Source organism: Vibrio sp. LQ2, assembly GCF_023920125.1.
Taxonomy (GTDB): domain Bacteria; phylum Pseudomonadota; class Gammaproteobacteria; order Enterobacterales; family Vibrionaceae; genus Vibrio; species Vibrio fluvialis.
Genome location: NZ_CP085308.1, coordinates 4,310,715 through 4,335,625 on the forward strand (window position 1 = coordinate 4,310,715; position 24,911 = coordinate 4,335,625).

Genomic DNA, 24,911 nt, shown 5'->3' on the forward strand with positions numbered 1-24,911 from the left:
ATTATGCATTTCCATTTTTCTAAAATGCACGGTTTGGGTAATGACTTTATGGTCGTGGACTGCATTACCCAGAACGTATTCTTTTCCCCTGAGCTGATCCGCCGCATGGCGGATCGTCATACCGGGGTGGGCTTTGATCAGCTGTTGGTGGTCGAAGCACCTTACGATCCGGAAACGGACTTTCACTACCGCATCTTCAATGCTGACGGCAGTGAAGTGGAGCAGTGCGGCAATGGCGCGCGCTGTTTTGCCCGTTTTGTGCGCATGAAAGGCCTGACCAACAAATACAGCATCAGCGTCAGCACCAAGAAAGGCAAAATGGTGCTCAACGTGGAAGACGATGACCAGATCACCGTCAACATGGGTGTGCCGGAGTTTGAACCGAGCAAAATCCCGTTCCGCGCCAAGCAAGCGGAAAAGACCTACATCATGCGCGTTGAAGAGCAGACGCTGTTCTGTGGCGCGGTCAGCATGGGTAACCCGCACGTGGTGACCGTGGTTGATGATGTCAAAACCGCCAACGTTGAAACGCTGGGTCCGCTGTTGGAATCGCATGAACGTTTCCCTGAACGCGTCAATGCCGGCTTTATGCAGGTGCTCAATCGCAGCGAAGTGAATCTGCGCGTGTATGAACGCGGCGCGGGCGAAACGCAGGCGTGTGGCAGTGGCGCGTGTGCCGCGGTGGCTATCGGCATTGTGCAGGATTTGCTGGATGAGACCGTGACGGTACATTTGCCGGGTGGCGATCTGGAAATCAGCTGGAAAGGTCCGGGCAAACCGCTGTACATGACTGGTCCGGCGACACACGTCTTTGACGGCCAACTCTCTTGCTAATAAGGATTTGTTTTGTCGCAACTGGAAGCTGATGCACTGACGGCCGAAGTGGTCGCAGAGTATCTCAAAGACCATCCGGACTTCTTTTCTCATCGTCCGGATCTGGTGGACAGGCTGGCACTGCCTCATCAGGAGATGGGGTCAGTGTCGCTGGTACACATTCAGATGGCGCGTCAGCGCCAGCGGATCGAAGAGCTGGAAGAAGAGATCACCACCTTGATGTCTCTGGCTGCCAACAACGATCGCACTTTCCATGAATTTATGGACTTGCAGGAGCAGATTCTGCAATGCGCCAGTCTGACCGAAGTCTGCCGCGCGATTGAAGCCAAAGCACAATTGCTGGGTTTGACGGCCTATGTGCGTCTCATCGGTCATGACCACCCGCGTTATGCACTGAGTAAAGAGCAGTGGCAACGTTTTTCAACCAATCACTTCAACGGCAAAAGCGCGTATCTGGGCCGTCTGCGTCAGGTGGATCGTCATCATCTGTTCGGCGAAGATAATCTGGCTCCGGAAATGGGCTCGTACGTGATTCTGCCGCTGGTGAAACGCAGCCCGCAGGGCGTGCTGGCGTTTGCCAGTGACGATGGCGGCCATTTCCAGCCGTGCATGGACACGCTGTTCCTGCGTCATCTGGCGCTGGTACTGTCGCATCTGATAGACATTCTACCCTGGCAGGTGACCGAGCATGATCGACTCAGCCAACCTTCTGCCTGATAGTCTTGGCCGTCCTCTGGAGCGCTTTTACGAGTATCTGCGCAGTGAAAAGGGGCTCAGCCTGCACACCCAGCGCAACTACAAGCAGCAACTCACCACCATGGCGCAGCATCTTAACCAGATGGGGCTCAAGAGCTGGCAACAGGTCGATGCCGCCTGGGTACGCCAGTTGGCGAGCAAAGGCATGCGTGAAGGGATGAAAGCCAGCAGTTTGGCGACCCGGTTGTCGTCGCTGCGCAGCTTTTTTGATTTCCTGATCCTGCGCGGAGAGCTGAGTGCCAACCCAGCCAAAGGGGTATCGGCGCCACGTAAGAAACGACCGCTACCGAAAAACCTTGATGTCGATGAAATGGCGCAGTTGCTGGAAGTGAACGAAGATGACCCGCTGGCGATCCGCGATCGTGCCATGATGGAACTGATGTACGGCGCTGGCCTGCGTTTGGCAGAGCTGGTGGCGATTGATGTGCGTGATGTCAGCCTCAGCGCCGGAGAAATCCGCGTGGTTGGTAAAGGTAACAAAGAACGCAAAGCGCCGTTTGCCGGTCAGGCCAAAGAGTGGGTTGGTAAATGGCTCAAGGTGCGTAGTTCGTTGCTCAAAGGCGACGAACCCGCGCTGTTTATCTCCAAACTGGGCGTACGGATTTCGCATCGCAACGTGCAAAAACGTATGGCGGAATGGGGGCACAAACAGTCGGTGGCCAGTCACATCAGCCCGCATAAACTGCGTCACTCATTCGCCACACATATGCTGGAATCGAGCAACAACCTGCGTGCGGTGCAAGAGTTGCTCGGGCATGAGAACATTTCGACCACCCAAATCTATACGCATTTGGATTTCCAACATCTGGCTCAGGTGTATGACCAAGCTCACCCGCGTGCCCGCAAAAAAGACAAGGAGTAACCGATGCTGATTTATCGCAACCTGCAGCCGATTCAGGCCATGACTTTTGACCTGGATGACACGTTGTACGATAACCGTCCGGTGATTCGTCACGTCGAGCAGCAGGCGGCGTTGTGGTTGCATCGTCAACATCCGGTTACGGCGACGCAGCCGATGCCGTGGTGGAAAGCGCTGAAAATGCGCCTCGCCGAAGACAACCCATGGTTGACTCATGATGTCACGCTGTGGCGTTTTGAGCAGATTCGTCAGGGGTTGATTGCGCTCGGTTATGGCCCGCAACAGGCGGAACAAGCGGCCAGTGATGCGCTTGAGGAAGTGATGCGACTGCGTAATCTGGTCGATGTGCCGGAGGAAACGCACCGCGTGATGGCTCAGTTGGCAGCAAAAATTCCGCTGGTGGCGATCACTAACGGCAACGTCGATGTCGAAAAAATCGGTCTCGGCCACTATTTTCAGTTGGTGCTGAAGGCGGGCCCGGATGGGCACGCCAAGCCGTATCCGGACATGTTTGATAAAGCGCGCACTTTCCTTGGTTTACCCGCTCACGCCATCCTGCACGTTGGTGACCACTTGGTGACAGATGTGCAGGGCGCTAAGCAGAACGGCTTTCAAGCCTGCTGGTACAACGATCAAGGTCTCACCTTACGTGCAACAGCCAAGGCAAGACTACTGCCAGATATCGAGATCCATAAGCTATCTCAACTTAATCAGTTAATTATTTGAATAAAGATTGTTATTTTTGTGCTCTGCAATTAACTTATTAATCAGTATGTTTTATGGTAACCAGTCCACCGGATCGCCAGTCACTCATGATGAGTTAGTTGGATTACATGTTCACATCCTCGCTTTTTATTCCAGCACATCAATCGCTTAATCAAGCCTTATCGGACTTCTCCTTTTCTGCTCATGGCAGTACGCTTATTCAGTTGTTCTCCAGTCTGCCTGCGCAGGAGATCGAGCCCTTGGCTGAGCAACTTGTGCATATTTATCCACAAGCCACGCTGATTGGTCTGAGTTCAGGGCAACTCATTCATCACGGTGATATTCACCATCAGGGTACGCTGCTGCTGTTCAGCCGCTTTGATGACACGACGCTCAGCAGCGCGGTGAGTCGCTACAGCAGTAATCCGGTGCGTGATACGCAGAACTTGGTGAGCGATTTAGCGGTGCAGGCCAATACGCGGGCGATCATCTGCTTTGCAGAGCGCATGAGCATGGAGCGGACCGAACGTATCGGTGCGTTCAATCATCTGACGCCGGGTGTGCCGGTGGCTGGTGGTGCGGCGGGGCAGGTTGATGGCGAGCGCTGGGTGTTGCTTGGCACCAAAACCTACCAGCATGCGATGGTGTCGGTGGCGCTGCATGGTGACAATTTGCATGTCAGCAATGCGGCTTACACGGAATGGAACCCGATCGGGCGTAATTTCCGCGTCACCAAAGCTGATGGCAATACGCTGTATCGTCTTGATGATTTGCCAGTGCAGGACGTATATAACCGCTACCTGGGCGATGGTCAGCATGTGCCGTTTGAGCTGCTGCACAACTTTCCGCTCATCAAAGGGGACTTACAGCGTCAGGACGTGTACGTGCCGATGTATGAGGATGAGCCTGGTCTGGTCCTGAATAAGCCGTTGTCGGTGGGCGATGAAGTCCGCTTCTGTTTTGACCATCCGTCACTGACGCTTGAGCAAGTGTACCTTGGCGCTGAGCAACTGCGCACTTTTCAGCCTGAACAGATTTTTGTCTACAACTGCACTTCGCGGTTGGAATTTATCGAAGAAAACCAAGAGCTTTTACCATTGCAGGCCGTCGCACCGACGCAAGGTTGTTACTGCTTTGGCGAGCTGTGGCATGACGGCACCATGCAGCGCACGCTGCATCACAGCATGACCTATCTCGCCCTGCGTGAAGGCGACGTGGTGGAACGGCCGAGCGAGCCTTTTAGCTTTGGCCGCCATGATGTCATTGCTCCTCTGTTCAGTCTGATTCGTAATTCGCTGTCGGATCTGGATGAGATGAACCTCAACCTGGCGCACAAGATTCAGAGTCAGGCCAGCATGCTGACGGCCAGTTATCGTGTCGACCCGCGCACCGGATTGCCGAACCGGGTCGTGCTGCGTGAGAAATTACTGCGCATGGCTGGCAACCATCATCTGCTGGCACTCAAACTGACGAACTTCAACCAGATTAATGAAAAGTATGGCTATCAAGTCGGCGACCGTCTGCTGCAGGATCTCAGCGCTCATTTTCAGCACTATCTGCATCAGCATCTGGCGGGACGCAGCGAGCTGTTTGCTATCGGTGTGGGCGAGTGGGCCACACTGTTTCGCAGTGAAGCGGATGAAGAGTTTATTCACCTGACGTTCTCTCAGTTTGTTGACCAACTGGAGCATGTGAACTTCGAACCTTTCGGTCTGCCGGAGGTGGATTATGTCTCGGTGTCGCTGTGTGCCGGTTTGGTCAGCCGCCGTGATTTTCCGGACAAAGATCCGGATGATTTATTGCTGCGCGCGATAGAGGCACGTCGACACGCACAGCAGCACAACCGCCATTTCTGTAACGCCAGCCAATTGCGCGCCCAAGAGCAGATGCGTCAGGAGCGGCTGGGTTGGTTATCGTGTGTGAGCCGGGCAGTGCTGGATAACAACGTGCTGGTCTACGCGCAGCCGATTTTCAAGGCACACAGCCATGAACTCGCGTCGTATGAATGTCTGGTGCGGATTGAAGATGACGGCGAAATTATTTTGCCGGGGCGTTTTTTGCCGATCATCGAAGGCACGCATCTCTACACTCGTCTCAGTCGTCAGATGATTAATCGTACCTTTGATTTGATGCGCGATCGCAGCGAAGCCTTTTCCATCAACCTTGCGCCGCAGGACTTTATGAGTGAGCGCACGCTGCTCAATCTGGAAGAGGCGATCAAATCGTTGCCGGATCCGAGTCGGGTTGGTCTGGAAGTGCTGGAAACCGAACAGATTAAAGATTATGGCCACATGATCGAAGTGTGTAACCATTTCCGTTCGCTGGGCGTGAGCATCATCGTCGACGATTTTGGTTCCGGTTATTCCAACATTGATGAAATCGTCAAACTGGAACCGCAGGTGATCAAGCTCGATGGCAGCCTGATTCGTAATATCGATCAGGATGTGAAGCAGCGCCGTATCGCTCAGCAACTGGTGCAGCTGTGTCAGGTGCTGAATGCCAAAACTGTGGCTGAGTTTGTCCACAATGATGACGTGCGCCGCATCAGCGAAGAGATGGGCGTCGATTATCTGCAAGGCTTCCATTTGGGCGCGCCGCAGCGCCTCAGCTAAGGTGAAGATTCACGCTTAACATTCATGATTAAGGGCGCTGCCAGCGATGGCCGCTCTTATCGGCCTGAAAAATCGCCATAAATTCCGCAAAAAAAGCGTCGAGTTGCTCGGCATTGTGCGCTTCGCCAATCGCGCGTAGCAGCTCGCACCCCACTTCCAGTGTACACAGATGGCCGTCACTCTGATTGCGCCGCAGCCGATAGCGCGACAGTTGCTGCGGGCTGAGGGTGACTCGAGGCAAATCCTCGAGCCACGGGCTTTTGCGCTCCATCTTTTTCGCTTCCTGCCAGGTGCCGTCGAGCAGAATAAAATGCGGCTGGCGCTCCAGTATGCGTGCCTGCTTCAGCGCGTCATCCAAGCTCAGACTCTGTTCTCCCGGGTAAACCAACAGCGAGTAATAGCCAGGGTCGGCGATGCGCTCGTTGAGTGCGGCGTTAGGCTCAACCCGGCTCCAGCTGAAATTGTGGCAGTCAGGCAGGGCTGCATTAAGCCAGCGCCCGGTGTTGGTGTCACGCTGAGCTTCGTTGTCGTGCATCAATAAGGACAATTGCAACGTACTGCTAAGCTGAGGTACCTGAGGGCACACGCATTGGTGTACCAACAGGCATTGCGGGCAAGGTGTCACAGTTTCACTCCGGCCTGCTTGGGTGATAAGCCGTCGGTAAACAGGGTGACGCCACTGATGTCATCTTGGTTGGCAACGTCAGCGATGCTCGGATTGACCGGGTAGCTGATGCCATTGTATTGCAAACGGTGGGTTGCGGCTTGCGCGCCGCCGCCACTGACCGGCAGCATCAGGTCCTGCCATCCGTGAGTGTTCTGCTTACCGAGTTGAAAGGGTGTGCGGACCAGCGTAATGCGGCTGTTAAAGCGCCACTCCTGATTCTGCTGCTGGAACACCAGCAGCGTGCAGCCACCGGAACCACACCAGTCCAGCTGTACCAGCAGTTCAGGCTGGCTGTCGCCGTTCAAATCGTATTTCAGCCAGCGGTACTGCGTGTTTTCCGGCGCGGTGTTATGCAGTGCAAAGTAGCGGCGCAGCGCTTGGTCAACATCTTCTTCGTAGTCATCGCGGGAGGCAATCTGCTGTTCGTCTATCGGTAACAGCATTGCTTGCGGAGCCGTTACCTGACTGGCAGAAAACAGCACCAATCCGCCGTTGGCGATCGGGTAGACCACGCTGCCGACTTTCTCTTTGTCGGCGCTGAGCGTGCTGCCGTCGCGGGTGAAGACGCGTTCTGACAGTAAATACTGTTGCTGATGCTGGGTCATCACCACTTGAATCTGACGCGGATTCAACTGCTGCCAATAACCGCGCTCAACGATATCGGCTTCTCCGCTGCTGTAGTGATAGCGGGTCGTGGCCATATGATCGGCATTGAGATTGAGTGTGACGCTAAAGCCGTTGTTCTGGGTGGAACTGGCAAAGTAAGTGCCAACCCACTCCAGCGTCGGGTCACTGTTGCCCAACGTCGCGCAGCCTTTGTATTCGCCGCCTTTGAGGCTCAGTTCAGAACGCCAGCCATACAGCGTGTCGCTCATGCCATCGGAGCAGGATTCACGCGTCAGGGTCAGTTCACCGTCGTTGAAACGGTAGAGGCGTTGGTTGGCAGACAAACGACTGCTGTCAATCTTGAACGTCTGTTTAGGGCCACCGAGCGGCTGGAAAGTCAGGCCATCGGCGGTGTAATTCATGTTCCAGAACGGTTCGGTACCAAACGCGCGGGTTGGCGTGGCGGCTAAGTTGCAGCGCTGCGGGTTTTCAGCACTCAGCATATTCACCTGCTCTACCACAAAGCGTGCGGCGTAATCACCGTTGTAGCCAGTCTGGCTTGGCGGCGCTAGGTGACCAATGACTTCGCCATACATGATTTGGTACGGCGACTGGCTCAGCTCGGTCGCCTGTTTCACCAGCGCTTCCGGCATATCGAGTAACAACTGCTGATTGCTGCCACAAGGGGTCAGAGCGCGCACTTCCGGACCGACGACCATCTGGCCACGCAACACAAACTGTTGTGGCTGAATCGACGCGGGTTGATCCAGGCTGGCTTTGGGCTGCTCAGTTTCGGTCGGCTGAGGGGCCTGGCTGCTGGAACAGGCTTGCAGGATAAGGGCGGTCAGGATTGCGGCTGGGTTTCTCAGCGCCTTCATGTTATATCTTCCTCGTGACAGAACATTAAACGGGTTTCATTATGGCATATTGGCTGTTCAAAACAGAACCAGACACCTTCTCTATTGACACTCTGCGGACACAAAAGGTTTCGTGCTGGGAAGGCGTGCGCAATTATCAGGCGCGCAATATGTTGCGTGATGCGATCAAAGTGGGCGATGAAGTGCTGATTTATCACTCCTCGTGCAAACAGGTTGGGGTGGCTGGCATCGCGCGCGTAGTGCGTGAGGCGTATCCGGATCACTTTGCCTTTGACCTAAGCAGTGATTGCTTTGATCCGAAATCCTCGCCGGACAACCCGCGCTGGGTGATGGTCGATATCGAGTTTGTGCGTAAAACGCAGCGTGTGATTCCGCTGAGCGTGCTAAAAGCGATGCCAGAGCTGAGTGAACTGGCGCTGGTGAAACGTGGCAATCGTTTGTCGGTGATGCCAGTCAGTGAAGCGGAGTGGCAGGCGATTCTGAGTAAAGAAACGCTGCGCTGATGTCAGCAATTTACAGGTGAATCCGTCACCGATACACAAAAGGCAGCCGAGGCTGCCTTTTGTGCGCTATCGAAACAAGCGCGAGATTAAATCAGGTGCGTTTGCAGATAGTGCGGCACCGCGTCATCGGCGTTGCTGCCGATCACTTCGTTATTTGGCAGGGCGCGCATCACTTTCTCGTGAGCAGTCCCCATCACCAGACCTTTGCCGGCCATCGACAACATTTCAACGTCGTTCATGCCGTCGCCGAACGCGATACAGTTGTCGAGCGTCAGACCCAGTGATTCTGCGACCGCTTGCAGCGCATCGCCTTTCGACACGCCGGCACACATCACTTCCAGACACCATGGGGTTGAGAAAGCGACGTTGACCTGATCGCCAAAATGCTCATTGATCAGCGTTTCGTATTTCACCAGTTGCTCGTGGTCGTGGCTCTCATTGCTGAAAAACACCTTGGCCACGCCGTCGGTCGGCGCTGCATTTACGTCGAAAATTTGGTAGGTAAAACCGGAATCCTCATGGAAGTCGCGCAGCACTTCATCTTCGCGGTTCAGTAACCACTCGTCATCGCGGTACATGTGAACGTAGATGTCTTGCTCTTCTTTCACCAGATCAATGATCGCCTGCACTAAGTGTGGCGGAACGTTTTTGCTGTACATCTCTTGGTCATTCTGATCATGTACGCGCGCACCGTTCGAGGTGATCATATAGGCAGGAATGCCCGCAATTTCACGAATGCCCGCCACGTCAACGTGGTGACGACCGGTAGCGAAAATGAACGTGAACCCTTTCTGGTGCAGATCTTTCAGTGTCTGTTTGGCAAACGGACTCAGTTGATGATTCGGTGCCAGCAGCGTGCCGTCAAGATCGGAAGCCACAATGCGAAATGGTGATGCGTTACGTTCAGTGGTCATAAAACCCTCTTAATCACAGGTGAAATAGCGGAGAAGCAGGCGCGTCTCTGGGTGGTTAGTGTACGTGAAGCGAAAGAGGAAAAAGAGGGTAAACCTGACGGAGCAAAATTTCCTCTATTTGGCTTGGTTCACGTTCGCAAAGTGGTCGAGTAATGCATCCAGCGCCTGATTGCGATACTGATCCTGTTCAAACAGCAGCTCGTGGCGCGAGCCGAGGATCACTTCAATCGCACTGTGTGGATTGGTGCGCGCCAGCTTGGTGACAAAGCGGGTTTGCGCTTCGTTGCTGACAATCGTATCGGCTTCTGCTTGCAGCACCAGCGTTGGCAGGCGTACTTGGCGGGTAAGCTGAATGCACTGTTTGGCAGCCATCAGGCCCTGCCAGACCCAGCGGGTGCTGGGGCCGCCCAGTTTCAGTTCCGGCTTGGTCTCGTAAAGCTCGCGGAACCAGCGGTAGCGCACTTCGCTCTGAGTGAGCGCGTTAATCTCAAACGGTTTGGGCAGATAAGCGCTATAACCGGGGGCGTAAGTGGGTTTGCTGTACAGCGTGGTTAACATCTGTGACAGCGACAAAGCCACCGGACGCAGCTGCCAAGGCATGTTGACCCCAAACATCGGCGCGCTGAGTGCCATCGCCGCGAAATCATGATGCGGGTGCGTTTGCACATAACGGGTCGCAATAGCGCCCCCCATGGAATGCCCCAGCAGGAAACGTTGCTGATAACGACGCAGATCCCACAGTTCGAGCAGGCCGGACAGGTCCTGTACGTAGTCGTGAAAATCGCCGACAAACCCCATCTCTCGCTCGTCGATTAATCGATCCGATAACCCCTGACCGCGATGATCATAAGAGTAAATATCGTAGCCCTGGCGGAACAGATCGTAGAACAGTTCCTGATATTTCCAGGCCGATTCGATGCGGCCATTGACCACCACAATCGCTTTGCTGTGTTCCGGCTTGGTGAGGGAGCACCAGTAAAGCTTTGTTTTATCAAAAGAACGATAAAATCCTTCGGCGCGAGTGTGCCAGAAATCGGCGATCTCATGTTGGATCGCTTGCTCAAAGTTTGACTCTTGAGTATAAGGTGAGGTCATAACACTCGCTCGGTTCATCACATGGGGTGAGTATCAAATTGGTTGTCTAAGGTCGCTAGAATAAGCGAGTTGAGAGGAATTGCAATGGATACGCATGTTTGGCTGGCCTATGTGGCCACTGCTATTGTTTTTAGTCTGGCGCCGGGGTCCGGTACGGTGAACTCGATCAGTAACGGATTGAGTTACGGCACGCGCAAGTCGCTGGCGTCGATCGCCGGCCTGCAAATTGGCCTTGCCATTCACATTATGCTGGTGGGCGCCGGCATTGGTGCGTTGGTGGCGCAATCGGCGCTGGCATTTACCATCATCAAATGGGTCGGTGCGGTGTATCTGGTGTGGCTTGGCATTCAGAAATGGCGCGATCGCTCCAGCCTGGTCGCCGATGCGGCCACACAAACGCTGAGTGCCGGAACTTTGCTGCGCAAAGCGGTTCTGATTAACCTGACCAACCCGAAATCGATTGTGTTTCTGGTTGCGTTGTTTCCGCAGTTTCTTGATCCGGCCAGAGATCAGATGACCCAGCTCTTGGTACTGGGCATCACAACCGTTACCATAGATTCTTTCGTGATGCTGGGCTATACCTCGCTGGCCTCACAAATGGGACGCTTTATTCGTTCCGATCGCATCATGCGTAAAATTAACCGAGTATTCGGCTCGATGTTTATGGGTTGTGGCGCGCTGCTGGCGGCGGCTAAAGCCTGATAACCCACGCCGAATGCGCTTGAGGGTGACATGTATACCACTTATGTAGCACGACAACCCATCTTAAATGCGAAGCGGCAGACATTAGGATATGAGCTGCTGTTTCGTGATGGGGAAGAGAATGCGTTTCCTGAGCACATGGACTCTGATCGTGCGACATATCGACTGATTGTCGAAAATTTTCTGGCGATGGGCACGAATCCGTCCATCGCCCGTTCCCGCTGTTTTATTAACTTTCCCTACAAAAGCTTGTTGCGCAGGTTGCCGCTGACGTTGCCCAAAGACCAGATTGTGGTCGAGGTGCTGGAGACTTGTGAGCCGACCGATGAACTCTTAGCTGCAATCCGTGAACTCGGTTCACGCGGTTATCTGATCGCGCTGGACGATTTTGTGTTCGCGCCGGAGTGGGAGCGTTTTCTGCCTTACGTGCACATCGTCAAACTCGACATTATGGCGCTGGGCATTGACGAAGCGTGCGCCATTGTTCAACAACGTCTTGAGCGTGGCAGTCGTCGCCGTTTTCTTGCTGAACGGGTAGAAACCGAGGAGCAGTTTGAACAGACCCGTCGCGCCGGTTTTACCTTCTTCCAAGGCTACTTTTTTAGCAAGCCGCAAATCATGAAACAGCGCTATGTCAGCCCGGAACACGTGCTGGCGATGCAACTGTTTCAGGAAGTGTGCCGCCCCGACGTCAATTTCGAACGTATTGAACACATTGTGGCGCAGGATTTAGCGTTGTCGTACAAGCTGCTGCGCTTTGTGAACAGCATGTCAGATCGGATTGCAGTGCCGATTTCCTCTTTTCGCCAGGCACTGGTGTATCTGGGGCAGGATCGGCTGAAAATTTTCGTGTCGCTGGCGGTAGCATCGTACATTTCGGCCAACAAACCGAAAGAGCTGTACAACCTGTCGCTGCAACGGGCGCAGTTCTGCCAACTGATGGCCGCCAAGCGCCCCTTTACGGAACATAAAGATCAGGCATTTCTGGTCGGGTTGTTTTCGCTGCTTGATGTCCTGCTGGATACGTCGTTGGATGAACTGGTAGAGCAATTGCCGCTCAGCAAAGCGATCAAAGATGCGCTGAATCAGCGCGTCGGCCCGTTTGGTGAACTACTCAATCTGGAAGAATGCTTTGAGCAGGCCGATTGGCAAGGGGTGGAACACTGTTGTCTGCAACTGGGATTGCAAGTCAATGATGTCACTCAAGATCTCACCGCGGCGGCACGCTGGAGCCAGGATGTCAACCGCGTCGAATAGATGAAACTTTTATGACAACGAGAGCACGCGCATTGACGCGTGCTTTTTTGCATTTAAGATATATGGATATGTGAATATATTGGAGTCACCAATGCTACCTCACCAATTTTTTAAGCTGCTGGCGGATGAAACGCGTATGCGTTGCCTGTTGCTGATTGCCCGTGAAAAACGCCTGTGTGTGTGCGAATTGACGCATGCGCTGCAAGAGAGCCAGCCGAAAGTGTCGCGCCATCTGGCGCAGCTGCGCCAGAGCGGTGTGCTGGTGGACGAACGCCAGGGCCAATGGGTCTACTACCAGATTTCAGACCAGCTGCCAGGCTGGCTGAACAAAATTATCGACGGATTAAAACAATCTAACTGTTTGCAACAACAATACGGCGTCGACAGTCAGCGACTGGCGACCATGGCCGACCGCCCGTGCTGTTAAGGAGAGAAAAATGACCATTAAAGTCGGAATCAACGGATTTGGCCGCATTGGCCGTTTGGCAATGCGTGCAGCATTTGACTGGCCAGAAGTCGAATTTATGCACATCAACGATGTCGCTGGCGATACCGCGACACTGGCACACCTGCTGGAGTTCGATTCGGTGCAAGGGCGCTGGTCCCATGCGGTGGAAGCGCAAGGTAATACCATGCTGATTGGTGACGCGCGCATCACCACCAGTCAGGAGCGTGACATCAGCGCGGTGGACTGGTCGGGTTGCGATGTGGTGATTGAAGCCACGGGCGTGCATCGCAAAACGGCGTTCTTGAACCAGTATCTGGAGCAGGGCGTCAAGCGTGTAGTGGTGTCGGCGCCGGTCAAAGAGCCGGGCATTGCCAACATCGTGGTCGGTGTGAACGATCACATTTTCGACCCCGCGCAGCATCGCATTGTCACCGCGGCCTCGTGCACCACCAACTGCATTGCACCCGTAGTGAAAGTGATTCACGAAAAACTCGGCATTGAGCAGTCGTCGTTCACCACCATTCACGATTTGACTAACACGCAAACCATTTTGGATGCGCCGCACAAAGACTTGCGTCGTGCCCGTGCGTGCGGCATGAGCCTGATCCCGACCACCACCGGCAGCGCGACGGCGATTGTGGAAATTTTCCCGGAACTGGCGGGCAAGATTAATGGTCATGCGGTGCGTGTACCGCTGGCGAATGCGTCGCTGACCGACATCATTTTTGATGTGAAACGCGATACCACCGCCGAAGAAGTCAATGCGTTGCTGAAAGAAGCCTCGCAAGGTGAGCTGCAAGGTATTCTCGGCTTCGAAGAAAAACCGCTGGTGTCGATTGATTACCGCGGTGACCAACGTTCGACCATCGTTGATGCTTTGTCGACCATGGTGGTGGGCACGCGCATGGTGAAAATCTATGCGTGGTACGACAACGAAATGGGTTACGCGACCCGCACCGCTGAACTGGTGCGTAAGGTTGGGCTGGCGAAATGATGCATCCGACATGGGAATTGCCGGTCGAGAACGCGGCGCTGGTGCTGATGCCGTGCCCGGGCACCAAAGACGTCAGCCTGTTTGACAGCCTCACGCAGCTGAAAGCGAGCGGCGTCAGTGTGATTGTCAGCGCGATCACGCGTGAAGAGATGGAGGCCAAACAGGTTGAGCAACTCGGTTATACCGCCCAAGCGCTTGGCATGATGTGGATTCATCTGCCAATTGAAGACGACAGTGTGCCGGATGAGCTCTTTACTGAGCACTGGCCAACCGTCAGCCCGCAACTGCGCAGTGTGCTCAAACGCGGCGACAAAGTGGCGATCCACTGTATGGGTGGCTCGGGCCGTACCGGTTTGCTGGCCGGGCATTTGCTGCTCGATATCGGCTGGCCGCTGGATCAGTGTATTGAACGCATTCAGGCCCTGCGTCCGGGCGCGTTTACTAAAGCGGAGCAGCGCTGTTACATCGAACACGTCGCGGGTGTGATCAGCTAATCGGGCTTTGGGATCATCATGATCCCCAAGCTCATTTTGGATCGGAATATGTTGAAAACTTATGCCAAATTAGACCACTCGATCCGTCAGTACATGCTGGTGACGTTCAACTACTGGAACTTCACGCTGACGGACGGCGCGCTGCGCATGCTGGTGGTGCTCTATTTCCATCAGCTCGGTTACGACACGCTGGCGATCGCTTCGTTGTTTCTGTTTTACGAGTTCTTTGGCGTGGTCACTAACCTCATCGGTGGCTGGCTGGGCGCGCGACTGGGGCTCAATCGCACCATGAACGTCGGGCTGGCGATGCAGATCGTTGCGTTGGGGATGTTGGCGCTGCCCAGCGTGTGGCTGACCATTCCCTGGGTCATGGCCGCGCAGGCGCTGTCCGGCATCGCCAAAGACCTCAACAAGATGAGCGCGAAAAGCGCGATCAAAACGTTGGTGCCGGATGAGCAACAGGGCGCGCTGTATCGTTGGATTGCGATTCTGACCGGCTCGAAAAACGCGCTCAAAGGCGCAGGATTCTTTTTAGGTGGTGTGCTGCTGACGTTGCTCGGCTTCCAGCTCGCGGTGGCGTGCATGGCGGCGGTGTTGGTTTTGGTGCTGATTGGCAGCCTGACCTGGCTGAGTTCAGATATCGGCAAAGCCAAGGCCAAACCCAAGTTCTCGGAGATTTTCTCTAAATCGACGTCGGTGAACATTCTGTCGGCGGCGCGTCTGTTTTTGTTTGGCGCGCGCGATGTGTGGTTTGTGGTCGCGCTGCCGGTCTATCTTGGCACCGTGTTTGGTTGGGATCACATCTGGGTTGGCGGCTTTCTTGCGCTGTGGGTCATCGGTTATGGCGTGATTCAAAGCATCGCGCCGCGCATTACGGGTAAAGCGCAGGGTAAATTGCCGGATGGTCATGCTGCACTGCGTTGGGCGGTGATGCTGTGTGTGGTGACGGCAGGGGTGGCGCTCGGTGTCACGCTGAACTGGCACCCGCAATGGGTGATCACGGTAGGGTTGATGCTGTTTGGCGCGGTGTTTGCGGTCAACTCATCCCTGCATTCGTATCTGATTGTCAGTTATGCCAAGGGCGATGGCGTGTCGCTCGATGTGGGCTTTTACTACATGGCCAACGCGATGGGACGTTTGATTGGTACGATTCTGTCGGGTTATCTGTTTCAGGTCGGGGGGCTGGCCGCATGTCTTTGGGTGTCTTTGGGCTTCCTCATGCTGACCAGCCTAATTTCGCTCGGATTACCGAAACTGTCACAACAAGCCCGTTAAACGGGCTTGTTTTTTATTGGCTTATTGCAACCACGCATTCAACATCCACACCAGTTTTTCCTGTTCGCGAATGTAGTCACCCATTTGTGAAGCAGTCCCTTCATCACCAGCCTCAGAAGCCAGAGCCAGAATGGCGCGTTGTTGTGTGATCAATGCACCAAAGCCGTTGACCAGCCCTTGCATGGTGCTTTTGCCGTCGGTCGCGTTGATGTGTTCCTGAATCTCAGTGCTGTCCAGATAGCTGCTGAAGCTGTGCAGCGGCTGGTAACCCAGCGTCAGAATACGCTCAGCCAGTTCATCAATCTTGGTTTGCAGATCGGTATAAATCTCTTCGAATTTTGCGTGCAGCTCAAAGAACTCTTTACCTTTGATGTTCCAGTGGTAACCGCGAGTGTTCATGTAGAACACCTGGTAGTTGGCCAGCAGGCGGTTGAGTGACTGAGCAAGTTGTTGGCTGTGGTTGCGGTCCAGGCCGATCAGATTAGTAGTCATAACACTCACCTCATTAGTAATTGAAAATAGATGGATTTCTGTGAAATCGTTGAGTGCATAATAACCTTGTGATTTGTATAACTATATTCGATTGTGTGCATTGTTGTGATAGGCAATAACTATCGTTCTGAAAATAAGTTAAGGATCTCACCAATCATTAACCTTTCTCTTACACAGCACATGGTTATCGTTCTATAGTGAGTTCTATGGCGGCTTGAGAGCGTGGTTTATGACTAAGCGAGTGATTTTTTTTGATTTGTTGCGTTGTGTCGCGGCCGTGGCTGTGATTGGTATTCACGTGCTGGCGCCGTATCGACAGGAGCTGGGGAATATCCCGTTTTCGGAGTGGCTGACGGCGGTCACCATCAACGGGATCAGCCGCTGGGCGGTGCCTGTGTTTATTCTGATCTCCGGTGCTTTGATGCTCAGCGATCCGCGTCCTTTTGATCTTCACTACTATTTGCGACGTCGCTTGGGCAAGGTGCTGGTGCCATTCATTATTTGGTCGCTGTTCTATGCTTATCTTTCCGGTTGGAGCGCGAATGGGTTTGACGGCGCACTGGCGCTCGATACGCTCAAACATAGCCCGCAACACGAAACCTATTACCATCTGGGCTTTTTCTATTACTTCATTCCGCTCTATTTTGTCATTCCGTTGCTGCAGTGGTTGGTGAAACGGGTCGATACGCTGGCGATTTGTGCGTGGGTGGCAATTTGGCTTGGTAGTGCGACGCTGTTCCTGTTCTTCATTGATGGCGTGTGGAGCGCGGAATTGTGGCTCTACAGCGGCTACCTGTTGCTCGGCTATTTGCTGTATCAGAAAGTGCCGAATACGCCTTGGGTAGTCTGGACTGCGCTGCTCTTGGGCGGCGGTGCTCTCTATACCACCGTGTATTCGGTGGTGACGTTAAGCCTGGAGTATCAGGGTTACACGGTCGGGCGCTGGCTCTCTTACAAGACACTCAATACCATTCTGGCGGCGAGTATGATTTTTATTCTTTGTCGCGCGTGGGCAGAGCATCTGTCGCAGCGGGCGCAGACGATAGTGGCGTTTATCAGCCAGCACAGCCTGGGGATTTACCTGTTGCATCCGATATTCCTGTGGCCGATGAAAGCTTACGGCTGGTATCAAGGGCATCCGGGTTGGGTGATTCCGCTGTGGGTTGTATTGAGCGGCGCGGCTTCGTTGTGGGTTAGCTGGTTGGTCTCTCGCAGTGGCAAGACCCGCTGGTTGTTGCCTTAGCGCTGCAAGGCAAAGTGTAAGAACTGGGTACCGCGATAAGTCAGCACGCCGCGATCCCCTGGATTCAGAGCGTGAAAGTAGTGCACTCCGACCTGAAACTCGCGTTTGGGCCCCAGTTTTCCTTGTTGCACGTAAATCCAGTACTCTCGATCTTCCTGCCCCGGCAGGGGATGTTCAACCGAGATGCTTTGTTTATCGAGAATGATAACTTCGGTGCTGCGCTCTGGGGCGTTTTCCCCCTGAATATGGCGGCGGTAAAACTGGCTGAACAGAAAGAGCCCCAGCAGCAACAGTACAATAATCGCAATCCAAAATACGCTCGGCATCGTCGTCCCCATCTGGCAGCAAGTGGAAGCTAATAATCTGATTTTATAAGCACTTTGACGAAATAAACCGGTAAATGCACAGTGAGAGAGGTGAGTTTTTCGGCTGGTGTCACACTTTGACCTGCTATTTGAAGGCTAAGCTAGAAGTGAGCTTTGCTCACCCTTATCTATAGATCAACAGATTCTGAAACAACTATAAACACAAGCGGATGAGCAGGGAGGCAGTGATGTCTGATATTGAACAAGTTGTCGAGCGAACGCGGAAACTGGAAACCTTGCTGAGGACCCAATATCACGCGCAGGGACAAAACCTGGAAGAGCTGATCAACAGCTGTGAAGAGCGCCTGCCACATGATGTGCTGGCCAAACTGCATTACGTGGCCACGATTAGTAATCAAGTGGTGGAAGAAGAGCACTATCAGTTGGAAGACAGAAAGGCGTTTGTCGCAGTGTGTATCGAATGTGAAAAGGAACTGACCCCAAGAAGTGGTCGGTTTATCTGGCGTGTGGCATTCATGCTAATGATGCTGATGACGCTCGCGGCGATGGTGGTGTACTACCTGCACTGGGAAGAGTTGTCACAACATCTGCAATAGTTGAAGAGTGAAGAACTAAAAAAGGACGCCTTGGCGTCCTTTTTTGTTTTGTAACAGATGTTTAGTACATCATCGGCAGTGTCATTAAGCCAACGATTACTGCGATCATTACTAATCCTTGTTTCTGAGATGAAGAAATCATAACACTGCTCCTTTATTCGGTTTCATTCAGTGAGATCAGAATAGCACTAGTTTAACGGCTTGATCAAGCCCATCTTTTCAAAATGCTTAAAAATACCATTCTATATCTTAAGATCTGCCCTGAAATGGTGAGTTAGATGTATGGTTTTGGTGCGATTATCAAATAATCATAGTGAGTTTTAAATAATCTCATTTTGGTATAACTTATTGTTTTTAATTAATTTAATTAAGTTAAATTAATGTTTCATTAATCGTTTTGTCAGTTTTTTGCTTGCTAGAGGTTGGTATGTTGTCATTTTTCCATGAATTCCCATTTTTTAAGAAATAAAAAATCATAGATGAGATTTAATGTCATTTGTGTATGGTCTAACCAGTAGTATTGGAAGGTAAACTGGTTGGTGAGGCTCATTGTTGATTTGGGAGGGTCTTTATTGGTTTGTTTGTTTTTTATTGAGTTTATCTTATTGTTTTTAATCGATTTTGATTAAATTAATTCTTAATTTATTAGTGGCTTTAAGTGTAATTTAATCTGGTTTGTATCATTTAAAACGTTGTTTTTCATTGTTGATGGCCTCTGAGGAGGGTTTTTCTGTTTTGTTGATGAAAGAGTAAACAGTGTAAATGTTCGTCCGTTTTTTGCCTCAACAAGGAATCGCAATCAAGATCCAACTTTTGCAGCTTGGTTCTGGACATCGAAAGTCACATGCCTACACTGGCGGCAGATTTTAGAAGAGGTATAGGCATGTGGAGCTGGATTTCTGTCGCGGTATCGGGACTTATCAGCATTTCTGCTTTTGAAAACAATAAACTAAAGCACGCTCTGTTTTTTAAAGCGGTGAGTTTAGCCTTGCTTCTGTCCATCACTGTCACGCAATCCGCCGCCTTTTCGGCTCCGGTTCTGTGGGTGACGGTGGGGTTGAGTTCTGCCTTGGTCGGTGATTCACTGCATCTGCTGAGATTTCGCCCCAAAGCCTGTTTTGGCGCTTTTCTGCTGGCCCAGCTGTTCTACAGCAAAGCGTTTTGGGTTCAGATTTCCGGTTCAATTGTCTGGTGGTTGCCTGCCCTGCTGATCGCAACCAGCATCGTCGCCTTCTTCTTATTGCTACCTCAACTGGATACCTTGATTTTTCCAGTCACCATCATGGGCATCATGTTATTGCAAATGACGTGGGCTGCCGGAGAAGTGTGGCTGAAGTTACCATCATCTGCATCGCTGGCCGGATTCATCGGCAGTCTGCTGCTCATGCTGTCGGCGCTTTTGCTGGCAATCCATGACTATCGGCGTCCACTGCCGTTGGGTCAGTACTTAATCTCCGGCAGCTATTTGCTGGCCCAGGGGCTGATTGTGGCGTCTGTGGTGCTGCTGCCCTGAGCTAAATCAAAGCCGGATAGGGCGCCTTTGGTTACAGTCTGAGTTTTCCATCCTTGCGAGAACGACGATGACAATTGAAATCCATGCCCACCAAGTACTCAATCTACTCAAACAAATGCCAATGACGGAAGCGGCGCTGCGTGAAGCGGTCAGCCGGGAATTTGGTACGCATGCCCGTTTCCACACCTGCAAGCTGAACGGGATGGATTTAGATGCTTTGCTGGCTTTCTTGCAGGACAAACGCAAAGTGATAATTGAAGCGGGGATCTGGCATCTGAATGAAGCGCGCATTTGCCAGCATTAAGGGTGGCAAAATGGCCATTTAGCGCAGGAATACACATCGAAATCGATAAGTGACGCTGATATACTGCGCAAAATTTTTGTTGTGGTATTGAGGTGTTATGGAGATTTTATCGGCTGCAACCATGCTGTTTCTGATCATGGACCCGCTGGGCAACCTGCCTATTGTTCTGTCTATCCTAAAGCACCTTGATCCCAAACGTCGCCGTGTTGTGCTGGTTCGCGAGCTCTGTTTCGCGCTGGTGATTCTGATGCTGTTTTTGTTTGCGGGGAAATCGATTCTCAGCTTCTTGCATGTGCAGCCGGAAACCTTAAGCATCTCTGGCGGTATCATTCTGTTTATTATCGCGATTAAGATGATTTTCCCGAGTGCAGGTAGCATTACTGGTCTCGCGGCGGGTGAAGAGCCGTTTATCGTGCCAATGGCGATTCCGATGATCGCCGGCCCGTCAGTGATTGCAGCGCTATTGCTGCTGTCGACCCAGTACCCGGATAATCTGATGGAATTATCGGCGGCGGTGATTCTTGCCTGGTCGGGTACGTTCCTGATTTTGATGTTCTATGGCTTCTTTCACAAGGTACTGGGCGAGCGTGGTCTCAAGGCGGTTGAGCGTCTGATGGGCCTGTTGTTGGTCATGATGTCGACGCAGATGTTCCTCAACGGTATTAAGAGTTACGTAGGGATGTAAAAAAACCGCCATTCGGCGGTTTTTTTACATCATGTGTTTGCGGCGAATATCGAGCAGCGCAAAGATACCAAAAATCAGAATGGACCATTTTTCCCAGCCATTCATTTTGACTTTGTCACCAAACGCGCCAACGAAGATCAGCATCTGCAAACCGTGCATGAAGAACAGGAAAGCGGTCATGATGTACAAGGCGATCGCCGCTTTGCCCGGAAATGGCATAACGATGTTGATCAGCAGTACCAGCCAGACAAACGCGATGGCGGCTTTGGCCAATGTCAGCAGAATTTTCATTCGGATGTCCTTTCAAACAGTCGGTAACACACCTGACCCGCGAGCTTCTCTCGATACAGTTGCCAGCTTTCCGGCAACTCAGTCAGGGGCAGTTCTTTTTCGCTCTCAATATAAATCATTGCGTTAGCGGCTAGCCACCCGTTTTGCTCGAGTAACTGCACCGTTTCTTGTAACAAACCTTGACGGAAGGGCGGGTCGATAAAGACCACATCGTACGCTTGGCCGGGTTGCTTGAGGTAGGCGAGTGTATCGGTGTTGACTGCTTCAATGTTGCTGGCTTTGAGCGCCGCGATGTTGGTTTTGAGCTGTGCAAAGGCCTGCGGATTCATCTCCAGCATGGTCACTTTATCAGCCTGGCGAGAGGCTGACTCAAAGCCTAAACCGCCGGAGCCGGCAAACAGGTCAAGACACTTGGCGTGCGGAATATCCTGAGCGAGCCAGTTAAACAGAGTTTCTTTGACGCGATCGGTGGTCGGGCGCAGGCCTTCGGCATCGTGCACCGGTAGTTTACGTCCGCGCCACAGGCCGCTGATGATGCGAACCTGACCGCTTGGCGCGCGTTTTTGTGATGGGTTTTGCTGACGACGTCTTAGCATAGATTTTTTGACCGCTAATTAAGTGTTACTATAGCCAGTCTGTGCGCCTTTTCGCCGGGCGAACAGAAGTTTGGCATTCAAAATTATGGCAAAGTGTATCAAGCAAGCGTAAAAGTTTTCACTGCTTTGTCATTATTCTTTGTGCAAAAGCGATAATTCTTTAAGAAAAGAAGACACACCCAAGTCACTTTGATGCGGCCCAGAGCCAAACCTTCGCTGGCTCAACAGCGCAAGGTACAGTTGACTTAGGTATGTGAGTTAATTAAATCCAGGATATCCCCAGATGACGGAAAAGAAGAAGCGTGGCTTACTGTCATGGCTTGGCTTTGGTGATGAAGAACAGAGCCAGAAACCAACAACCGAAACAGAACAAGACGAACAACAGAACCCGGTTGAAGAGCCTGTCGCGGAACCAGAAACTGAATTAGCAGAAGCAGAAGCAGAAGCAGAAGCAGAAGCAGAAGGTGAGATTGAAGAAGACATTCCGGTCGCCGCTCAGCCAGAACGTATTCAAGAGCAGGAAAAGCCAACCGAAAGCTTTTTTGCGCGCCTGAAACGCAGCCTGAGTCGCACCAAAGCCAACATTGGCGCCGGTTTCTTTGGCCTGTTTAAAGGCAAGAAAATCGACGACGACCTGTTTGAAGAGCTGGAAGAACAACTGTTGGTGGCCGATGTTGGTATGGACACCACGCTGAAGATCATCGAAAGCCTGACGGAGAAATCGTCACGCCAGCAACTGCGTGACGGCGAAGCCTTGTATGGTCTGCTCAAAGAAGAGATGGCGGAGATTCTGTCCAAAGTCGAACAGCCATTGGTGGTCGATAGCAGCAAAACACCATTCGTAATTCTGATGGTCGGCGTGAACGGTGTGGGTAAAACCACCACCGTCGGTAAGCTGGCCAAACAGTTCCAAGCGCAGGGTAAGAAAGTGATGCTGGCGGCAGGTGATACCTTCCGCGCCGCGGCCGTAGAACAGCTGCAAATCTGGGGCGAACGCAACAACGTACCGGTGATTGCGCAGCACACTGGCGCCGACAGCGCCTCGGTCATCTACGATGCGATTGAAGCGGCGAAAGCGCGTGGCGTGGACGTGGTGATTGCTGATACCGCCGGTCGTTTGCAGAATAAAGCGAACCTGATGGAAGAGCTGCGCAAAATCGTGCGCGTGATGAAGAAGATTGACGACTCAGCACCGCACGAGATCATGCTGACGCTTGATGCCGGTACCGGCCAGAATGCCATCAGTCAGGCGAAACTGTTCAGCGACGTCGCGCCGCTGACCGGGATCACACTGACCAAACTCGATGGCACCGCCAAAGGCGGGGTGATTTTTGCGATTGCCGATCAGTTCCAGATTCCAATTCGTTACATCGGTGTCGGTGAAGGCATTGACGATCTGCGTCCATTTGCAACGCAGGAGTTTATCGACGCGCTGTTCAGCCGCGACGAGTAATTGAATCCGCCAAATCGCCAGAAGCATTGCTTCTGGTTTTGGTTTACGGTCAACAGGGGAAGGATGCGTGATCAAGTTCCAACAAGTCAGTAAAGCCTACCGCGGCGGACGACAGGCGCTGCAGAAAGTCGACTTTCATTTGCGCCGTGGTGAAATGGCCTTTTTAGGCGGCCACTCGGGAGCGGGGAAAAGTACGCTGCTGAAACTCATTTGTGCAATTGAGCGCCCGACTGATGGTAAGATCAGTTTTAATGGTCACGACATTACGCGAATTCCTGCTAAAGACATTCCTTTTCTGCGCCGCAACATCGGTATCGTATTTCAGGATCACCGCTTGTTGATGGACCGCACTGTGTTTGAAAACGTGGCGCTGCCAATGCGCATCGAATCGATTTCTGAAAACGACATCAAACGCCGTGTATCGGCGGCGCTGGATAAAACCGGCCTGCTGGACAAAGCGCGTTGTCTGCCGACTCAATTGTCCGGTGGTGAACAACAACGTGTTGGTATTGCCCGAGCAGTCGTTAACCGCCCGACCTTGCTGCTGGCTGACGAACCGACTGGGAACCTGGATCCGGAATTGTCGAATCGAATTCTGCGTCTGTTTGAAGAGTTTAACCGTGCTGGCGTGACCATTTTGCTCGCCACCCACGACATCAATCTGGTCAACTCGCGTCCTCAGTACCGCCATCTGGAACTGAATCAGGGATTTTTGAGTGAGGTAGAAGACTATGGCCATTAAGCCGAAAGCCAAGAAACCCGCCAAAATTCGGGAAAACAAACGTGGCCAGACCGACGGCTTTTTTACTGTGCATGTTAAGCAGGCCAAAGCGTCATTTGCCGCGTTGTGGCAGCGCCCGCTGGGTAACCTGCTGACACTGGCGGTGATTTCGATGGCGTTGTCGCTGCCAGCTTGTCTGTATCTGCTGAGCAAAAACATTGCGTCGGTGGCGGATAATGTCGCCAGTCCGTCACAAATCAGCGTGTATATAAAAGAGGGCACGCCAGAGCCGCGTATCATGGTGCTTAAGGATCAAATCGAAAGTCGCAGTGATGTGGCGGTGGTCGACTACATTTCACCGCAGCAGGGGCTGGATGATTTAAGTCAGTACGCCGGATTCGATCAAGCGATCAGCCTACTGGATGAATATGCGCTGCCGGGTGTATTGGTCATCACGCCGGGAGTGGACAACAAAGAGCAGATTAAAGCCATCGCGCGTGCAATTCATGGTGAAGACGATGTCACCGACGTACGTCTCGACGAAGACTGGCTGGCAAGGCTGGACGCGATTCGTAATCTGGCCAGCATTGTTGTGGTCAGCCTGTCGATATTGATGCTGGCGTCGGTATTCCTGATTGTCGGCAACACACTGCGTTTTAACGTTCAGGCCAATAAAGAAGAGATTCAGACCATGAAGCTGATTGGCGCCACCGATGGTTACATTCTGCGTCCGTATCTGTATTCCGGCATGTGGTTTGGGTTATTGGGAGCATTATCGGCCTGGCTGCTGACCGCGCTGATCACCATTTTGCTGAATGGTGCTGTGGAAGATTTGGCGAAGTTGTACGACAGCCGTTTTCGTTTAATTGGCCTTGGCTGGGACGAATCTCTGTTGCTGTTGATGTTGGGCACTTTCCTTGGCTGCATTGCTGCACGGGTGTCGGCACGCCGTCATCTAAAAGAAATTGAACCGGTGTAAGGTTGGCGTGTCATAAATGGCAGTGTGCAAAAATCAGAGCTACTGACTGACTTGTCACCACCGACAGTTTGTGCATAATGACCAATCGAGTCTTGAAACCTGTTCATTTTGGG

Annotated in this window: 28 protein-coding genes; 20 read left to right on the forward strand and 8 right to left on the reverse strand. The window is 52.6% G+C overall.

Going from position 1 to position 24,911, the window contains the following annotated elements; translation table 11 throughout:
* Positions 1-3 precede the first annotated feature (3 nt).
* The 5 genes from dapF to LGV68_RS20080 all read left to right on the forward strand — a co-directional run bounded on the left by dapF (position 4) and on the right by LGV68_RS20080 (position 5,766).
* Positions 4-834, forward strand: coding sequence for a diaminopimelate epimerase (gene dapF / locus LGV68_RS20060; RefSeq protein ID WP_020331923.1), 831 nt, complete (start codon positions 4-6; stop codon positions 832-834).
* Positions 835-846: 12 nt separating this feature from the next.
* Positions 847-1,551, forward strand: coding sequence for a DUF484 family protein (locus tag LGV68_RS20065; protein ID WP_020433060.1), 705 nt, complete (start codon positions 847-849; stop codon positions 1,549-1,551).
* Entirely contained in the window at positions 1,523-2,452 is a 930-nt protein-coding gene (xerC, locus tag LGV68_RS20070; RefSeq protein ID WP_020433058.1) for a tyrosine recombinase XerC, read from the forward strand. Before LGV68_RS20065 ends, xerC begins: the two co-directional genes overlap by 29 nt.
* A 3-nt stretch (positions 2,453-2,455) precedes the next feature.
* The gene (gene yigB / locus LGV68_RS20075; RefSeq protein ID WP_165881492.1) at positions 2,456-3,175 is read left to right on the forward strand and encodes a 5-amino-6-(5-phospho-D-ribitylamino)uracil phosphatase YigB; all 720 of its coding nucleotides are present in this window, start codon (positions 2,456-2,458) and stop codon (positions 3,173-3,175) included.
* A gap of 107 nt (positions 3,176-3,282) precedes the next feature.
* Positions 3,283-5,766: an EAL domain-containing protein gene (locus tag LGV68_RS20080; RefSeq protein ID WP_252535957.1), complete on the forward strand. Its 2,484-nt coding sequence runs from the start codon at positions 3,283-3,285 to the stop codon at positions 5,764-5,766.
* A 28-nt stretch (positions 5,767-5,794) separates the two neighbouring features.
* Here LGV68_RS20080 and LGV68_RS20085 read toward each other — a convergent pair whose 3' ends face one another.
* Both LGV68_RS20085 and LGV68_RS20090 read right to left on the reverse strand, forming a co-directional pair.
* Positions 5,795-6,391 (reverse strand): DTW domain-containing protein, encoded by a 597-nt coding sequence (locus LGV68_RS20085; protein ID WP_252535959.1) that lies wholly within the window; start codon positions 6,389-6,391, stop codon positions 5,795-5,797.
* Positions 6,388-7,917, reverse strand: a complete 1,530-nt coding sequence (locus tag LGV68_RS20090; RefSeq protein ID WP_252535961.1) for a hypothetical protein — start codon at positions 7,915-7,917, stop codon at positions 6,388-6,390. The genes LGV68_RS20085 and LGV68_RS20090 overlap by 4 nt, the downstream gene beginning before the upstream one ends.
* Before the next feature lie 41 nt (positions 7,918-7,958).
* Here LGV68_RS20090 and LGV68_RS20095 point away from each other — a divergent pair, with 41 nt between their 5' ends.
* The gene (locus LGV68_RS20095) at positions 7,959-8,420 is read left to right on the forward strand and encodes an EVE domain-containing protein (RefSeq protein WP_061057093.1); all 462 of its coding nucleotides are present in this window, start codon (positions 7,959-7,961) and stop codon (positions 8,418-8,420) included.
* An 86-nt stretch (positions 8,421-8,506) separates the two neighbouring features.
* Here LGV68_RS20095 and LGV68_RS20100 read toward each other — a convergent pair whose 3' ends face one another.
* Positions 8,507-9,334, reverse strand: coding sequence for a Cof-type HAD-IIB family hydrolase (locus LGV68_RS20100; RefSeq protein WP_020331931.1), 828 nt, complete (start codon positions 9,332-9,334; stop codon positions 8,507-8,509).
* A gap of 114 nt (positions 9,335-9,448) precedes the next feature.
* Complete coding sequence (locus tag LGV68_RS20105) at positions 9,449-10,429, reverse strand: alpha/beta fold hydrolase (RefSeq protein ID WP_252535962.1); 981 nt, start codon at positions 10,427-10,429, stop codon at positions 9,449-9,451.
* An 84-nt stretch (positions 10,430-10,513) separates the two neighbouring features.
* Between LGV68_RS20105 and rhtB the strand changes: the two genes are divergently transcribed.
* From rhtB to arsJ, 6 genes are all read left to right on the forward strand, one after another.
* Complete coding sequence (rhtB, locus tag LGV68_RS20110) at positions 10,514-11,131, forward strand: homoserine/homoserine lactone efflux protein (protein WP_020331935.1); 618 nt, start codon at positions 10,514-10,516, stop codon at positions 11,129-11,131.
* 30 nt (positions 11,132-11,161) lie between these two features.
* On the forward strand, positions 11,162-12,388 hold the full coding sequence (locus LGV68_RS20115) for an EAL and HDOD domain-containing protein (protein WP_020331936.1): 1,227 nt from the start codon (positions 11,162-11,164) through the stop codon (positions 12,386-12,388).
* Positions 12,389-12,479: 91 nt separating this feature from the next.
* A complete protein-coding gene (locus LGV68_RS20120) occupies positions 12,480-12,815 on the forward strand; it encodes a metalloregulator ArsR/SmtB family transcription factor (protein ID WP_020331937.1) in 336 nt (111 codons plus the stop codon).
* Between the two features lie 10 nt (positions 12,816-12,825).
* Positions 12,826-13,830, forward strand: a complete 1,005-nt coding sequence (locus LGV68_RS20125; RefSeq protein ID WP_252535964.1) for an ArsJ-associated glyceraldehyde-3-phosphate dehydrogenase — start codon at positions 12,826-12,828, stop codon at positions 13,828-13,830.
* The gene (locus LGV68_RS20130) at positions 13,827-14,324 is read left to right on the forward strand and encodes a cyclin-dependent kinase inhibitor 3 family protein (protein ID WP_222750149.1); all 498 of its coding nucleotides are present in this window, start codon (positions 13,827-13,829) and stop codon (positions 14,322-14,324) included. Before LGV68_RS20125 ends, LGV68_RS20130 begins: the two co-directional genes overlap by 4 nt.
* A gap of 48 nt (positions 14,325-14,372) precedes the next feature.
* Complete coding sequence (arsJ, locus tag LGV68_RS20135; protein ID WP_032372310.1) at positions 14,373-15,599, forward strand: organoarsenical effux MFS transporter ArsJ; 1,227 nt, start codon at positions 14,373-14,375, stop codon at positions 15,597-15,599.
* Positions 15,600-15,620: 21 nt separating this feature from the next.
* Here the strand turns inward: arsJ and LGV68_RS20140 are convergent, their stop codons facing one another.
* Positions 15,621-16,091 carry a Dps family protein gene (locus LGV68_RS20140; RefSeq protein ID WP_055452912.1) on the reverse strand — a complete coding sequence of 157 codons (471 nt, stop codon included), beginning with the start codon at positions 16,089-16,091 and terminating at the stop codon, positions 15,621-15,623.
* A gap of 229 nt (positions 16,092-16,320) precedes the next feature.
* Between LGV68_RS20140 and LGV68_RS20145 the strand changes: the two genes are divergently transcribed.
* On the forward strand, positions 16,321-17,334 hold the full coding sequence (locus tag LGV68_RS20145; protein ID WP_047459720.1) for an acyltransferase: 1,014 nt from the start codon (positions 16,321-16,323) through the stop codon (positions 17,332-17,334).
* Here LGV68_RS20145 and LGV68_RS20150 read toward each other — a convergent pair.
* Positions 17,331-17,660 (reverse strand): DUF2500 domain-containing protein, encoded by a 330-nt coding sequence (locus LGV68_RS20150; RefSeq protein WP_020331947.1) that lies wholly within the window; start codon positions 17,658-17,660, stop codon positions 17,331-17,333. The genes LGV68_RS20145 and LGV68_RS20150 overlap by 4 nt on opposite strands.
* Positions 17,661-17,887: 227 nt before the next feature.
* On the opposite strand from LGV68_RS20150, the gene LGV68_RS20155 reads away from it, so the two are divergent.
* From LGV68_RS20155 to LGV68_RS20170, 4 genes are all read left to right on the forward strand, one after another.
* A complete protein-coding gene (locus tag LGV68_RS20155) occupies positions 17,888-18,256 on the forward strand; it encodes a DUF4145 domain-containing protein (RefSeq protein WP_252535965.1) in 369 nt (122 codons plus the stop codon).
* Between the two features lie 877 nt (positions 18,257-19,133).
* Complete coding sequence (locus LGV68_RS20160) at positions 19,134-19,769, forward strand: lysoplasmalogenase (protein ID WP_226976467.1); 636 nt, start codon at positions 19,134-19,136, stop codon at positions 19,767-19,769.
* A 67-nt stretch (positions 19,770-19,836) separates the two neighbouring features.
* Complete coding sequence (locus tag LGV68_RS20165) at positions 19,837-20,073, forward strand: YecH family metal-binding protein (protein WP_020331951.1); 237 nt, start codon at positions 19,837-19,839, stop codon at positions 20,071-20,073.
* A gap of 97 nt (positions 20,074-20,170) precedes the next feature.
* Entirely contained in the window at positions 20,171-20,758 is a 588-nt protein-coding gene (locus LGV68_RS20170; RefSeq protein WP_020331952.1) for a YhgN family NAAT transporter, read from the forward strand.
* 24 nt (positions 20,759-20,782) lie between these two features.
* On the opposite strand, the gene LGV68_RS20175 is transcribed toward LGV68_RS20170, so the two are convergent.
* Both LGV68_RS20175 and rsmD read right to left on the reverse strand, forming a co-directional pair.
* Complete coding sequence (locus tag LGV68_RS20175; RefSeq protein ID WP_020331953.1) at positions 20,783-21,049, reverse strand: DUF1145 domain-containing protein; 267 nt, start codon at positions 21,047-21,049, stop codon at positions 20,783-20,785.
* Positions 21,046-21,645 carry a 16S rRNA (guanine(966)-N(2))-methyltransferase RsmD gene (rsmD, locus tag LGV68_RS20180; RefSeq protein ID WP_100268550.1) on the reverse strand — a complete coding sequence of 200 codons (600 nt, stop codon included), beginning with the start codon at positions 21,643-21,645 and terminating at the stop codon, positions 21,046-21,048. The genes LGV68_RS20175 and rsmD overlap by 4 nt, the downstream gene beginning before the upstream one ends.
* A gap of 283 nt (positions 21,646-21,928) precedes the next feature.
* On the opposite strand from rsmD, the gene ftsY reads away from it, so the two are divergent.
* From ftsY to ftsX, 3 genes are all read left to right on the forward strand, one after another.
* Positions 21,929-23,098, forward strand: coding sequence for a signal recognition particle-docking protein FtsY (gene ftsY, locus LGV68_RS20185; RefSeq protein WP_252535968.1), 1,170 nt, complete (start codon positions 21,929-21,931; stop codon positions 23,096-23,098).
* 67 nt (positions 23,099-23,165) lie between these two features.
* Positions 23,166-23,840 (forward strand): cell division ATP-binding protein FtsE, encoded by a 675-nt coding sequence (ftsE, locus tag LGV68_RS20190; RefSeq protein ID WP_020331957.1) that lies wholly within the window; start codon positions 23,166-23,168, stop codon positions 23,838-23,840.
* Complete coding sequence (gene ftsX / locus LGV68_RS20195; protein WP_061057099.1) at positions 23,830-24,798, forward strand: permease-like cell division protein FtsX; 969 nt, start codon at positions 23,830-23,832, stop codon at positions 24,796-24,798. The genes ftsE and ftsX overlap by 11 nt, the downstream gene beginning before the upstream one ends.
* Positions 24,799-24,911 lie beyond the last annotated feature (113 nt).